The organism is Pseudomonas sp. GW822-FHT02D10, from assembly GCF_058802345.1.
The window spans coordinates 188,707-201,945 of the sequence record NZ_JBXAOB010000009.1 but is presented as its reverse complement, the minus strand read 5'-3'; the positions used below and the strand labels follow the sequence as shown (position 1 = coordinate 201,945).

Sequence of the window (13,239 nt, the reverse complement as noted above, 5' to 3'; positions counted from 1 at the left end):
CATTCATTGGCTCCATCCGCTATGTACGCCAGCCTCAAGTCAGTCACCTCTTGGCCACCCTCCCGAAAAAACGTTCGCTGGTTCACTCTGTTGCTGTGCCTGTGCTCGGCAGTGGGCAGCCTGCTGGTTTATTGCCTCTCCTGCCGCCTTCCAGTTGTGCTGCTGGTACTGAATCTGGCAGCAGCCACCGGTGTCTGGGTGCAGCATCGCAACTCGCGCAAATCGATCAAGTTCCAGCCTCAGGAACTTGCCGACCGTTTGCTGGAAGTACAGGAAAACGAGCGCCATCGGCTCAGCCGTGAACTCCACGACGATATCGGTCAATTGTTGACGGCGGCGAAGCTTCAAAGTGAATGGCTCAAGCGACGTTTGCCCGCAGAACTACAAAGCCATTGCACCGTGCTCTGCGACACGCTGGAAGAAACCCTGACCAAAGTTCGCGATGTGTCGGCCATTCTCAATCCAAGACAACTCACCAGCCTTGGCCTGGAAGCCAGTTTGCGTGCGCATCTGCTCAAGACACTGGCCAACACTGCCGTGAACTGGAGCCTTGAATGCCAGCAGCGTCTGACCGGTATTCCAGAAGAAATGGCGGTGGCGGCCTTTCGGATTACTCAGGAAGCCGTCACCAACATGCTGCGCCATGCCCAAGCCAAAAATCTGTTGATCCGCGTGCAACGCCTGCCCCAAGGGCTTGCGCTGTTTATCAGCGATGATGGGCTGGGCTTTTCTCCAGCCACCCATCCTGGCCGTGAAGGACAGCGCGGAATGGCCGGAATGTCAGAGCGGATCGAGCAACTGGGCGGCACCCTGAGCATTACCAGTGAGCCCGGCAAGGGTACGCAGATCGAAGCACTTTTCCCCTGGGCGCCCCGCGCGCTCGAACGAGCCAGTCCGAATAAGGTTCCACATTGACTTGTAACTTGCTTCTGGTGGATGACCACTCGCTGATCAGGGCCGGCGTACGCGCACTGGTTCTGGATATTCCGGGTTACGCCGTCATTGGTGAAGCCAATGATGGCGCGCAGCTGCTCGAAATGGTCGAACAGCTAAGCCCCGACATCATCCTGCTGGATATATCCATGAAGGAAACCGGCGGGCTTGAGGCTCTGCAAAGACTCAAGACCGTACGCCCGCAGAGCAAGGTGCTGATACTGTCGATGCACACCGACCCGGCGCTGATCATGCAAGCCCTGGAGTCCGGTGCTCATGGCTACCTGCTCAAGGACACCACCGCCACGGAACTGGAACACGCGCTTGAAGCTTTGCGCAACAACGAACGCTACCTGAGCCCGGCCATCGCTCACACCGTGATCAACCAGGCACTGATTCGTGTCCGGAAATGCCAGACAGAACCGGTCGACACGCATAATCTGACGGCACGTCAGCTAGAAATTCTGCGCTTGATCGTACGTGGCAAATCCACTCGCGAGATTGCCAGCGGTTTGGGCCTGAGCATCAAAACAGTGGAAACCCATCGCTCTCAGATCATGAAGCGCTTGCAGATCTTCGATGTCGCGGGCCTGGTGCTGTTTGCCGTGCGCGAGCAAATCATCAGTCTCGACGACTAGCTGTTGAGATCCCATAGTGCGCAAAAGGCTTATCCCAGCACTTCACTCAGCGGGATGAAATTCACCCAATCACCTTCGGCCAACGTGCGCTCTTCCAGCACTTCAACCAGCCCCTCAGCCCAGGCTGCACTGCGCAAAACACCCGAGCTCTGGTTTTTGTAGATAATTGCCCGCCCATGCTCCAGACGACCGCGCAGGTATTCCCGGCGATTGCCGGCCTTGGACCAGACGAATCCTGCCGGAACCTGAAACTGCAAGGGCCGGACTTCTCTTACGCCTTGACGACGTAACAGATAGGGACGTGCCAACAAGGCGAAGGTCACCAGTGTCGAAGCAGGATTGCCAGGTAATCCAATCACCGGCACACCTCGAAAGTGCCCAACCGTCAGTGGTTTCCCTGGCTTGATGGCCAGCTTCCACAACGCCAGCTCACCCTCTTCACGCAGCGCAATACCCAGAAAGTCCGCCTCGCCAACCGATACACCGCCGGTAGAAAGGATCAGGTCGACATTCCCCAATTCGGCGAGACGATTGCGAGTGGCTTGCAAATCGTCCGGCAGAATCCCCGCATCGATCACTTCGCAGCCTAAACGCTGCAACCAGCTGCACAGCAATACCCGATTGCTGTTGTAGATCTGCCCTGGGCCAAGGGCCTGTCCAGGCTCGACCAATTCGTCCCCGGTGGACAACACCGCAACCCGTACCTTGCGCACGACTTCAAGTTCTGCACACCCCAGTGAGGCCGCCAAACCTTGTTCGATCGGACCCAAGCGCGTACCGGCGATCAACACCCGTTCACCCACCGTGGTTTCCTGACCTTGCGGGCGGATGTTCTGCCCTGCGCGCATAGGCTCGGTAAAACGTACCCGTTGGTCTGGCTGAACTTCTGCGTTTTCCTGCATTTCAACGCAGTCTGCACCCGCTGGCACCGGGGCACCGGTGAAGATCCGGGCACAGGTACCCGACGCCAATGGCTCCGGGGCTTGCCCGGCAAAGATCTTCTGACTGACCACCAGTGGCTCGCCAGTCCAATCGGACAGGCACAAGGCATAACCGTCCATGGCGCTGTTGGGCCATGGAGGCAGATCGAGGGTCGATACAAGGTCCTCGGCAAGAACACGGCCCTGGGTCGCAGCCAACGGCAATCGCTCACGCTCAAGGATTGGCGACGCCTCGGCCATTTCCAGCAAGCGTGCCAGCGCCACTTCGACGGGCATCAAACTGCCGGTCTTGCCCGGCTTACCCACGGGATTCACAGGGTGCCGCCTGCTTCAAGTGAGCGACGAAGTTGCACGGGCGATGCCGCGAATCCAGTTGCTCCGCGAGAATCCCGTCCCAACCGGTTCGCACCGCGTTGGTGGAGCCTGGCAGACAGCAGACCAGCGTGCCATTGGCCAGCCCTGCCAACGCACGGGATTGCACCGTCGAGGTACCAATGTCCGCAACTGATATCTGCCGAAACAACTCGCCAAATCCGTCGACCTGCTTATCCAGCAGGCAACTGACGGCTTCCGGTGTACTGTCACGACCGGTAAAACCCGTACCGCCAGTAATCAACACCACTTGCACGACGTCGTCAGCGATCCAGGTCGCGACTTGCGCACGAATTTTGTAGAGGTCATCTTTAAGCAGAATACGTGCGGCCAGGTTATGTCCGGCGGCGCTCAGACGGTCAACGAAGACCTGTCCCGAGGTATCGGTTTCCAGCGTGCGGGTATCACTGACAGTCAACACCGCAATGTTCAGCGGCGCGAAAGGTACATCAGCCTTGGCTTTCATAGGCTCGTCCAGTTGTAGGAGAAACAGCCCGGTGTTATATCACAGCGCCTCATTTTTTCACCGCACCTATGGAGATGCGCCATGACCTCGAACATCCAGTTGCCACCCTGCTCCATCCTGCTTCTGGCGGGAGGACGTGGCCAGCGCATGGGTGGTCAGGACAAGGGGCTACTGGTGTGGCAAGGCCTGCCTCTGATTGCTCATCTGCACCGCCAGACTCGAGGTTTAAGCGATGACCTCATCATTTCCTGCAACCGCAATCTGGAAACATACGCGCCTTACGCCGACCAGTTGGTCCATGACGACAACAATGACTTCCCGGGCCCATTGGCCGGCATCCGCGCCGGATTGGCGGTCGCGCGACATGCCCATCTGATGATACTGCCCTGCGATGTGCCGCGCATTGATGCCGAACTACTCACGGCTATGCGCGAAGCCGCCCGCCTACAGCCGGACAAACCCTTGATGCTACGCCAGGGCGAGCATTGGGAACCGTTGCTGTGCATTATCCCTGTGGCGCTGGCAGGCGAGTTTGAAAACGCCTGGAACGAGGGTGAGCGCAGCCCCGGACGCATCATGCGAAACCTGGGTGCCATCGCGCTGCAATGCCCCGAAAACGATCGACGCCTGGCCAACCTGAATACACCGGAGCTGTTAAGCCTGCACAGCAGCGTGTCAGAATGACGCCAACCAAGGAACTTGCACACCAGGCATACGTCTGAGTTTCAGTACTCAAAAGAATTCATTTTCGGAGACATCACATGACTCAACGGACCCTCGCCACTCTCATGCTCGCCTTGGGCCTCGCTACCCTTGCCGGTTGCTCATCGCCTGCGGTGATCACCTTGAATGACGGTCGCGAAATCCAGTCGGTTGACACACCTCAATTCGATTCCAAGTCGGGCTTTTACGAATTCGAGCAACTGGATGGCAAGCAAACCCGAGTCAACAAAGATCAGATTCGCACCGTTAAAGACCTGTAAGCCTCACGGCGACAGCCAGGCAAACATAAAGCCCGCGACGTGCGGGTTTTATCATTTCTGATAGAAGAAAATCCTGTCCAGCCCAGGCCTCTCACTGAGCGCCTCGCTTGAGCTCCATAACCACCACGGGACTCACCACTGCAGGGTGATTTCACTTTCAAAGCTTCGCTCCAGCCCGGTCACCGGATCGATAAAACGCAACCCTTTGGCCAGCAACTTCAATGGATTGGCGTAATCATCTTCAACGTCTTTCAACGCATCAGGATAAAACGGGTCATTGCAGATACTCGCCCCCAACGCGGTCATGTGTACCCGTAACTGGTGCTTTTTACCGGTCACCGGATACAGCGCATAACGCCAGAGGTCGGCGTTTCTTTCCAGGACTTCAACTGCAGTCTCGGTATTGCTCGCACCGGGGCCCTCTTGCATGCGAAAGAACGGTTCGCCATCGACCAGGCGGCTTTTATGCACCAGCGGAAACGACAACTCCGGCAAAGCGCGAGCAATCGCTTCGTAACGCTTTTCGATCTGCCGTGTCGGAAACAGCGACTGATAGGCCGAACGACTCTCTGGGTTGGCAGAAAACAGCACCAGCCCCGCCGTGTGCCGGTCGATGCGGTGCAAAGGCACCAAATGCGGGTTATCCAGGCGACGGATCAAACGCCGCAGCAGCGTCTGTTCGACGTATTCGCCCGCCGGGGTCACCGGCAGAAAGTGTGGTTTGTCCGCGACCACCAGATGCTCGTCGGCATACAGAATCGTCTCAAGCACCGGGATTGGTTTTTCATCGGGGACTTCCCGGAAATAGTGAATCCGCAGCCCTTCCTTGTAAGGCAGGTCCACGGCAATCGCATGACCTTGACCATTCAGGACACGACCACGGGCAATCCTGTCCAGCCATTGTTCGCGACCAATGGCGTTGAAGTGCTCACACAGACAATCGAGTACGGTCAACCAGGCACCCGGCGGCAGGTACAGCGTACTGGCCTGATTCTGTGCGGCGGAAAAAGATGAGGTGGACATACGAAAGCTCTGGCCCTTAATACAGGCGTGCATTATCCAACAAGGGCATGAGCGAACCTAGGAGAGATTCCGTGCGAGCCGCCCTCATGATTATCACGCTGTCAGCGACTCTCGCTGCGCCGCCGCTTCGGTAAACTCCTTCAGCCAGCGCAATACATCGACAGCCTCCCAACGGCCAGGATCATAAAGCGCATATAACAACCCTTGATAACCCACGACATCCAGTTGACGGTGATAACCCGCACGCTGAAACAAGGCTTCGATTTCAGCGAAGCACGTGTTGAAGTGCAATTTGTTGAATGGCGTTTTTCCTTCCGTGACCAAACCATCCAGGCGCAACTCCAGCACCGCCTCCTGTACGACATCAGCCGACATACGGTTCACGCTGGCTTTCAATTGTTCGACATTGACCATGCTGCATCCCTCTAACGCGAATAACTGTACGTGCATACAGTAAACGAATAATCGGGGTTACGCCAACGCATTACCTGGGGATCGCGACAGGTGGAACGTCTGCCGCTGAAAGCGAGAAGGGGGTTAACGCAGGAATGCCACGACCTGTTCGGCGTCGAAAGGCCAACCCAGCTCGGCCCCCGTATCAACGCGGCGCAACACCGGAATGCGCAAGCCGTAGGCTTCAAACAAGTCTTCGCTGCCTGCAATGTCGACCAGTTCCACCAACAAACCGTGCTCAATCAACGGCATCAGCTCCGCTTCAGCGAGTTCACAGAGATGGCAACCAAGGGTGCCGAACAACTGGCATTCAGGGGGCATGACAAGCAGACCAACGAGGATTGGGTGACTATTCTAGGCCGGGGATGAAAAGTCGTCGAGCGACGGCCCCCCTGTGGACGGCCAATTTGAGTTATCCGGATAACAAGGCGCGGTTACCGCGCCCGCGCAGAACCGTAAAATATCCTGCGCGAGCTCGGCCGATCAACTAAAGGCAACTAATCCTGGCTGACCGCGCCGATCTTGTGAATCGACAGATCCGCTCCGTAATACTCCTCTTCCTGACTCAGGCGCAGCCCATGGAGCAGCTTGATCGCGCCATACACCGCAAAGCCTCCGATCAGTGCCACGGCTATCCCGAGCGCGGTGCCGATCAACTGGCTGATCAGGCTTACCCCACCGAGCCCACCCAAGGCGCTCTGACCGAATATCCCACAGGCAATCCCGCCCCAAACGCCACAAAGACCGTGCAACGGCCAGACACCGAGTACATCGTCGATCTTCCATTGGCTTTGCGCCGCGATGAAACACCAGACAAACAAAGCCCCGGCAATGGCTCCGGTCACCAGCGCACCAACCGGGTGCATCAAGTCAGAGCCGGCGCAGATTGCCACCAGCCCGGCCAGTGGACCGTTGTGCAGGAACCCTGGGTCGTTACGGCCGACAATCAGCGCGGCAACCGTGCCGCCGACCATCGCCATCAACGAGTTGACCGCCACCAGACCACTGACGCCTTGCAGGGTTTGCGCGCTCATCACGTTAAAGCCGAACCATCCGACGATGAGAATCCACGAACCCAATGCCAGAAACGGAATGCTCGACGGCGCAAACGCCACCAGACGCCCATCGCGATACCGGCCATTGCGCGGCCCGAGCAACAATACCGCCGCCAGCGCCAGCCAACCGCCCATGGCGTGCACCACCACAGATCCCGCAAAATCATGGAAGCTGGCACCAAAACGCGCTAACAGCCAGTCTTGCAGACCAAAGTTTCCGTTCCAGACCATACCTTCAAAAAACGGATAGATGAACGCAACGATCAGCGCCGTCGCACACAACTGCGGAACGAATCGAGCGCGCTCGGCAATACCCCCGGAGATGATCGCCGGAATGGCTGCGGCAAAGGTCAGCAGGAAGAAAAACTTCACCAACCCATACCCGTGATCAGCACTGATGACCGCGGCCGGTTGCATGAAAGTGACACCGTAGGAAACCCAGTAGCCTATAAAGAAGTAAGCCAGCGTCGAGATGGCAAAGTCGCTGAGGATTTTCGATAAAGCGTTGACCTGGTTTTTTTGCCGAACCGTGCCGACTTCCAGAAAAGCGAAACCGGCATGCATGGCCAGAACCATGACAGCGCCGATCAGAATGAACAGCGTATTGGAGCTATGGACCAGGCTGTCCACAGCACTTTGCAAATTTTCCATGGAGTTGGCAGACCTTAAAGTCGCAAAAGCACCAAAGCAGTTCATTGAGCCAATTTACGCACCAAGTTGATACCAGGCTTGGCATCGACCCTTACACCGGCGAACCGTTTTGGCGCAAAAAACTCATTGAGGTCAATCGTTGCTCGGGTGTTTGCGCGCGGTTCTATTATTTGGGTTAAGGTTTTCGCGAAACATGCCCAGTTTCAGCACATCGGCACTGGCTGGCGCACCACGACATAGCAAAAGCTGTACCAGGCATTAGGGGGCGTTCTCAATTAGTTTCCCCGGCGCGGAGGGGAAACTAATTGAGAACGCCCCCCCCTAGCACTGAACCTTCGAGCAAGGCTCATACTCGAACATTTCATACGCCATTGATGGAGATCACCATGGTCAGCAAAACGGCAAAGACTGCTCAAGAAATCCTGATGGAAGATTTTCAGACACTGGTCAACGACACTGAACGGTTGCTGGAACACACCGCCACACTGGCCGGTGATCAAGCCGATGAGCTACGCAGTCAGATTCACGAAAGCCTGCTGCGGGCTCGCGAAACCCTGCAACTGACCGAAGACTCCATGCGCGAACGCGGCAAGGCAGCCGTCACCGCCACTGAAGACTATGTTCAGGCCAATCCTTGGCAAGCCGTGGGTATCGCGGCCGGCGTAGGCTTTTTGATTGGTCTGCTGGCGACGCGGCGCTGATATGGCTATTGGTGAATCCGGCTCGTCCGAAACTGGCCCTGGCGCTTCATCGCGACGCCTCGGCGCCGCTTTCCTTGGATTGCTACACGGCCATGTCGAGTTGTTCGGCATCGAATTACAAGAGCAGAAAGCCCGCACCGTCAGTCTGTTGCTGTTCGCAGGCCTGGCGCTGGTTTTCGCCTTGCTGTTGCTGATGGGGCTTTCGGCGCTGGTATTGATTCTGCTGTGGGACACTAATCGCCTGGCGGGGATCATCGGCCTGTGCGTCTTCTATACGCTCGCGGCGCTCTTCTGCGGCATACGCTTGAAAACAGCGATCTTTGATGAATCATCGCCTTTCAACGCCACCCTTGAAGAATTGGCGAACGACAGGGAGCGCCTGCTGCCATGAGCCTGCCTGAAATCCCCAAAAACAGTTCCCGGCAAGAGATGCGCAAGGCGCTGATTCGCTTGCGCATGGAAATGCATCGCCAGGAGATTCGCCATGAATCACGGCAGCTGTTGCAGCCCTTGCAACACGTACGCGCGATGAAGCAAAACTTCCAGGAGGGTCTGGGCATCAAGCACGCGCCGCTCTGGGGCATCGCCGCCGTGACCTTGCTGGGCTTTCTCAGCGGCAAGGGCGCCAAGAACGGTGGCATCAGCAGTGTCACTCGGCTAGTCCAGCTGGGTACCAGCCTGTTGCCGCTGATCAAGTTGGTACTGCAAGGCTCCTCGGGTAAAAACCAGTAGGCCAACATCTGGCTGCATTCTTGCAAAGCATCAAGGAACGAACCTCTTTATCGAGGGGTTCGGTTCTGCCTGCCTACCCGGCAACCAGGCTCGACTCCAAACCAGACCTTACTAAGGAGGCCACGTGATCGACGGGCAACCGCTCGCCTGCTTTCAGCCGTTCATCGATACCGCCACAGGACGTATTGCTGGCGTCGAAGCGCTGGGTCGCCTGCGCCAGGCCGATGGCCAACTCGCCTCGGTCGGCCCGCTGTTTGCCGATCAACGAACCCCCGCCATCGCGTTACGCCGTCTCGATCGGCAAATCCGTGATGACGCTTTGAGCCGGTTGCATGAAGCTCCCGCCGACTGGTTTCTGAGCCTGAACATGTCACCGCGCTGGATCAGCCGATTGCGTGCGGATCAGGCATTACCCAGCCTCAAACAACTGAACCGGCACGCTGTCGACCCGCGACGCATTGTTTTCGAGATTACCGAACTGGGTGGCGACAGCCAGCGTCTGAGCGAGGTGGTGACTCGCTATCGACAGGCAGGTGCGCGAATTGCCATCGATGATTTCGGCGCCGGGTATTCCCAGCTCGATCGCGTTCTGGCGCTGCAACCCGATATTCTCAAACTCGACATGCGCCTGTTCCAGGCGGCCGCACGGGGCGGTCCAAGCAGCGATGTGGTCAAGGCACTGGCACAAATGGCAGAGAAAACCGGTTGCTGGATCATCGCCGAAGGCGTGGAAACCGAAGCTCAGTTGAATTTCGCTCTGGAGTGCGGCTCACGTTACGTTCAGGGCTTTCTGTTCGCCAGGGCGCAGGTCGATTTCTTCGCCAGCGATGCATTCGTCGAACACTTCGCAAGGTTGCGAGAACGCTATGTGCAACAGAAACTCGCCGAGCGCGGACGGCTGATGGTCATGCGCCAACAGCTCGGCGAACTGATGGGTATTCTGCAAGCCTGGGCTCAGGCCCATGCGCCCATCAGCCATTTGCCGCAATTGAATGCTTTCCCCTGGCTACTGCGCTTTTACCAATGCGACCGGCAGGGTACCCAGCTCACCCCCAACCTGGAATGGCGCAATGGCGGCTGGGAAGCCGACAACAGCTATCTGGGTCACAACTGGTCCTGGCGACCGTACTTCTATCATCTGCTGGCCGAGGGCTGGGACGAGCGACGCTTGACCCTGTCGAACACTTACCGCGATGCCACCAGCAACCAGTATTGCCTCACCGCCGGGCAGTTCTTCGACAATGGTCAACGCTTGCTGCTGATCGATATCGACGCGGTGGGCCTGTAGTTCCGCTTGCAGGGCGTTGCACGAACCGGGAAGCTAGGGCATCAGTCACCTGACGGAGAACCTGCCTTGGATTGGCATACCCTGCTTAATCGTGAACGCCTCGGAAAACCGGTGCACAGCCCGGAAGAACTCGGTCGCAGCCCCTTCCATAAAGACCACGACCGGGTCATTTTCTCCGGCGCCTTTCGCCGTCTTGGCCGCAAGACCCAGGTCCACCCGGTATCCAGCAATGACCATATCCACACGCGCCTGACCCACTCACTGGAAGTCAGTTGCGTGGGGCGCTCATTGGGTATGCGCGTTGGTGAAACCATCCGCAGCGCCCTGCCCGACTGGTGCGAGCCAAGCGACCTGGGCATGGTGGTGCAGTCAGCTTGCCTGGCCCACGACATCGGCAATCCGCCCTTTGGCCACTCGGGTGAAGACGCCATCCGCTACTGGTTTCAACAAGCCGCGGGCAAGGGCTGGCTGGATGCCATGAGCGAAGTCGAACGCGACGACTTCCTCAACTTCGAGGGTAATGCCCAGGGCTTCCGGGTGCTGACCCAACTGGAATACCACCAGTTTGACGGCGGTACACGGCTGACCTACGCAACACTGGGTACGTACTTGAAGTATCCATGGACCGCGCGCCATGCCGATTCGCTGGGTTACAAAAAACACAAGTTCGGTTGCTATCAGAGCGAACTGCCTCTGCTGGAGCAAATCGCCCAGAAACTGGGCCTGCCTCAACTCGAGGAACAGCGCTGGGCCCGGCATCCTCTGGTCTATCTGATGGAGGCTGCCGATGACATTTGCTACGCCTTGATCGACCTTGAAGATGGTCTGGAGATGGAGCTTCTGGAATACGCCGAGGTGGAGTCCCTGTTGCTCGGTCTGGTTGGGGATGACCTGCCGGAAACCTACCGTCAACTCGGCCCCAATGACTCGCGTCGCCGCAAACTGGCGATTCTGCGTGGCAAAGCCATCGAGCACCTGACCAACGCTGCGGCACGCGCATTCGTCGAGCAACAGGACGCACTGTTGGCGGGCACCCTTCACGGCGATCTGGTGGAACATATGCATGGGCCCGCCAAGCGTTGCGTGCTGAATGCCAAGGACATGGCGCGTAAAAAAATCTTCCAGGACAAGCGCAAAACCCTGCACGAAATCGGTGCATACACTACGCTGGAAATTCTGCTGAATGGCTTCTGCGGCGCGGCGCTGGAGCAGCACGGCGGTCGAACAGCTTCATTCAAGAACCGTCGCATCCTCGATCTGTTGGGAAGTAACGCGCCCGACCCGCACGGGCCTTTGCATACCTCGTTTTTACGCATGATCGACTTCATTGCCGGCATGACCGACAACTATGCAAGCGAAATGGCACTGGAAATGACCGGACGCTCCAGCCACTCGTGAAATCAATCGATCAGTCGCCCCGGAATATTCAGTGGCGGCTGATCATCCCCCAACACTTTGTAGTACTGAGAGATTTTCCCTACATCTTGTGCAGAGTAAACTGATCGTTTGCTCTATATACACCCGAAATAATCACTCTATCCTGATCAACAGGATCGAGAGCCGTAAAGCGGACAGATATCCATCAACGGCAAAGAAGACAGTGCTGATTAAAACTATAAAATTATTTCTGACGCCACCGCAGGTCAGCCATTTTGCATGGAAAGCTATATGTTCAAATACGATCTGCGCATCCTGCTGGTGGAGGATCACCCCTTTCAGCTGAAAGCGACCCAATACCTGCTTGAAAGTTACGGTTTCACTCAGCTCACCGCCGTAAACAATGCTGAAAATGCATTACAGGCGATGACTCAAGTTCAGCGACCATTCGACATCTTGCTGTGCGATCAATGCCTGCCTGACCTCTCCGGCCTCGACTTGATTGGCATTGCCAGCCACCAGGGTCTGATCCAACAGGCAATCATCCTGAGCAGCCTTGACTCGACCGAACTGGATACATTGAAAAAAAATGCACACGAACGGCGACTGCCATTACTTGGGTATTTGGCAAAACCACTGAAACAATCTGAATTTATAAACTTGTTGACCCCTAGAACACAACAAACACAACAAACACAATTAACGGAGAACCCTCAGACACCTCATGACAAACAAAAAGCCCTCAACACCACCACGCACCAGAAATAGTGATTGGGCACTAACTGTAAAAACCCATATCAACCAGAACTAATGACCGTCTACATACCGACCTAATACTCTCACTCTTCCTCACAAGCCTAGTTAGCACGTAGTCCGTTGCCTCTTTTAATGTAGGACATGTCCTATATTGCACCTACAGGCCCGTCACTTCATGCGTCAACTCCCTTATCTGAGCTAAGGTGCTCGCTTTATTTGTGCACGTATGGGACATGATTATGAACTCAGTTTTTATTGTCGACGATCACCCCGTCATTCGCCTTGCAGTTCGTATGTTGCTAGAACATGAAGGTTACAAAGTAGTCGGTGAATCCGACAACGGAGTCGATGCGATGCAGATGGTTCGCGAATGCATGCCCGACCTGATCATCCTTGACATCAGTATTCCGAAACTCGATGGACTGGAAGTGCTCTCCCGCTTCAATGCTATGAGTACTCCGCTGAAAACACTGGTTTTGACGGCCCAGTGCCCAACACTTTTCGCCATCCGCTGCATGCAGTCCGGAGCCTCCGGTTACGTCTGCAAACAGGAAGACCTCAGCGAGCTGCTGAGTGCCATCAAGGCCGTGCTGTCCGGTTACAACTACTTCCCCAGTCAGGCCTTGAACCCGGTTCGCGGGGATGAAGGACGCTGCGCAGAACTGGACTTGTTCAAGACCGTCAACGATCGCGAACTGATGGTTCTGCAGTTGTTCGCCCAAGGTCGTACCAACAAGGAAATCGCCAAAGGCATGTTCCTCAGTAACAAGACCGTCAGCACCTACAAAAAAAGACTCATGCAGAAACTCAAGGCCAAATCCTTGGTTGAGCTTATCGAGATGGCAAAACGTAACGCGCTAGTGTGAGAGA

Annotated in this window: 16 protein-coding genes and 1 pseudogene; 11 read left to right on the top strand and 6 right to left on the bottom strand. The window is 56.5% G+C overall.

Features of this window, described 5'->3' with window-relative positions:
• The first annotated feature begins 21 nt into the window (after nucleotides 1–21).
• Together AC1RPZ_RS16870 and AC1RPZ_RS16865 are read left to right on the top strand one after the other, a co-directional pair.
• Complete coding sequence (locus AC1RPZ_RS16870) at nucleotides 22–915, top strand: sensor histidine kinase (RefSeq protein WP_493138144.1); 894 nt, start codon at nucleotides 22–24, stop codon at nucleotides 913–915.
• Nucleotides 912–1,571, top strand: coding sequence for a response regulator (locus AC1RPZ_RS16865; RefSeq protein WP_493138105.1), 660 nt, complete (start codon nucleotides 912–914; stop codon nucleotides 1,569–1,571). Before AC1RPZ_RS16870 ends, AC1RPZ_RS16865 begins: the two co-directional genes overlap by 4 nt.
• A 29-nt stretch (nucleotides 1,572–1,600) precedes the next feature.
• Here AC1RPZ_RS16865 and AC1RPZ_RS16860 read toward each other — a convergent pair whose 3' ends face one another.
• Together AC1RPZ_RS16860 and moaB are read right to left on the bottom strand one after the other, a co-directional pair.
• The gene (locus AC1RPZ_RS16860) at nucleotides 1,601–2,788 is read right to left on the bottom strand and encodes a molybdopterin molybdotransferase MoeA (protein ID WP_493138143.1); all 1,188 of its coding nucleotides are present in this window, start codon (nucleotides 2,786–2,788) and stop codon (nucleotides 1,601–1,603) included.
• A 22-nt stretch (nucleotides 2,789–2,810) separates the two neighbouring features.
• Nucleotides 2,811–3,350 (bottom strand): molybdenum cofactor biosynthesis protein B, encoded by a 540-nt coding sequence (gene moaB, locus AC1RPZ_RS16855; protein WP_054596381.1) that lies wholly within the window; start codon nucleotides 3,348–3,350, stop codon nucleotides 2,811–2,813.
• A gap of 81 nt (nucleotides 3,351–3,431) precedes the next feature.
• Between moaB and mobA the strand changes: the two genes are divergently transcribed.
• Both mobA and AC1RPZ_RS16845 read left to right on the top strand, forming a co-directional pair.
• Entirely contained in the window at nucleotides 3,432–4,034 is a 603-nt protein-coding gene (gene mobA, locus AC1RPZ_RS16850; protein WP_493138104.1) for a molybdenum cofactor guanylyltransferase MobA, read from the top strand.
• Nucleotides 4,035–4,111: 77 nt separating this feature from the next.
• Entirely contained in the window at nucleotides 4,112–4,333 is a 222-nt protein-coding gene (locus AC1RPZ_RS16845) for a YgdI/YgdR family lipoprotein (RefSeq protein ID WP_493138103.1), read from the top strand.
• A 132-nt stretch (nucleotides 4,334–4,465) separates the two neighbouring features.
• On the opposite strand, the gene AC1RPZ_RS16840 is transcribed toward AC1RPZ_RS16845, so the two are convergent.
• The 4 genes from AC1RPZ_RS16840 to AC1RPZ_RS16825 form a co-directional block, all read right to left on the bottom strand.
• Entirely contained in the window at nucleotides 4,466–5,356 is an 891-nt protein-coding gene (locus AC1RPZ_RS16840; protein WP_493138102.1) for a pseudouridine synthase, read from the bottom strand.
• A gap of 93 nt (nucleotides 5,357–5,449) precedes the next feature.
• Complete coding sequence (locus AC1RPZ_RS16835; RefSeq protein WP_123428899.1) at nucleotides 5,450–5,770, bottom strand: transcriptional regulator; 321 nt, start codon at nucleotides 5,768–5,770, stop codon at nucleotides 5,450–5,452.
• 123 nt (nucleotides 5,771–5,893) lie between these two features.
• Nucleotides 5,894–6,130: a glutaredoxin family protein gene (locus AC1RPZ_RS16830; protein ID WP_493138101.1), complete on the bottom strand. Its 237-nt coding sequence runs from the start codon at nucleotides 6,128–6,130 to the stop codon at nucleotides 5,894–5,896.
• Between the two features lie 176 nt (nucleotides 6,131–6,306).
• A complete protein-coding gene (locus AC1RPZ_RS16825; protein WP_493138100.1) occupies nucleotides 6,307–7,515 on the bottom strand; it encodes an ammonium transporter in 1,209 nt (402 codons plus the stop codon).
• 386 nt (nucleotides 7,516–7,901) lie between these two features.
• Here AC1RPZ_RS16825 and AC1RPZ_RS16820 point away from each other — a divergent pair, with 386 nt between their 5' ends.
• From AC1RPZ_RS16820 to AC1RPZ_RS16790, 7 genes and pseudogenes are all read left to right on the top strand, one after another.
• Nucleotides 7,902–8,216, top strand: a complete 315-nt coding sequence (locus AC1RPZ_RS16820) for an ElaB/YgaM/YqjD family protein (RefSeq protein WP_493138099.1) — start codon at nucleotides 7,902–7,904, stop codon at nucleotides 8,214–8,216.
• Between the two features lies 1 nt (nucleotide 8,217).
• Entirely contained in the window at nucleotides 8,218–8,607 is a 390-nt protein-coding gene (locus AC1RPZ_RS16815; RefSeq protein WP_493138098.1) for a phage holin family protein, read from the top strand.
• Complete coding sequence (locus tag AC1RPZ_RS16810; RefSeq protein ID WP_493138097.1) at nucleotides 8,604–8,948, top strand: hypothetical protein; 345 nt, start codon at nucleotides 8,604–8,606, stop codon at nucleotides 8,946–8,948. Before AC1RPZ_RS16815 ends, AC1RPZ_RS16810 begins: the two co-directional genes overlap by 4 nt.
• A gap of 124 nt (nucleotides 8,949–9,072) precedes the next feature.
• Nucleotides 9,073–10,236: an EAL domain-containing protein gene (locus AC1RPZ_RS16805; protein WP_493138096.1), complete on the top strand. Its 1,164-nt coding sequence runs from the start codon at nucleotides 9,073–9,075 to the stop codon at nucleotides 10,234–10,236.
• A 66-nt stretch (nucleotides 10,237–10,302) separates the two neighbouring features.
• Nucleotides 10,303–11,634 carry a deoxyguanosinetriphosphate triphosphohydrolase gene (locus AC1RPZ_RS16800; RefSeq protein ID WP_493138095.1) on the top strand — a complete coding sequence of 444 codons (1,332 nt, stop codon included), beginning with the start codon at nucleotides 10,303–10,305 and terminating at the stop codon, nucleotides 11,632–11,634.
• Between the two features lie 270 nt (nucleotides 11,635–11,904).
• A pseudogene (locus AC1RPZ_RS16795) lies at nucleotides 11,905–12,282 on the top strand (response regulator); the annotation flags it as partial.
• A gap of 326 nt (nucleotides 12,283–12,608) precedes the next feature.
• Nucleotides 12,609–13,235 (top strand): response regulator, encoded by a 627-nt coding sequence (locus AC1RPZ_RS16790; protein ID WP_493138094.1) that lies wholly within the window; start codon nucleotides 12,609–12,611, stop codon nucleotides 13,233–13,235.
• Nucleotides 13,236–13,239 lie beyond the last annotated feature (4 nt).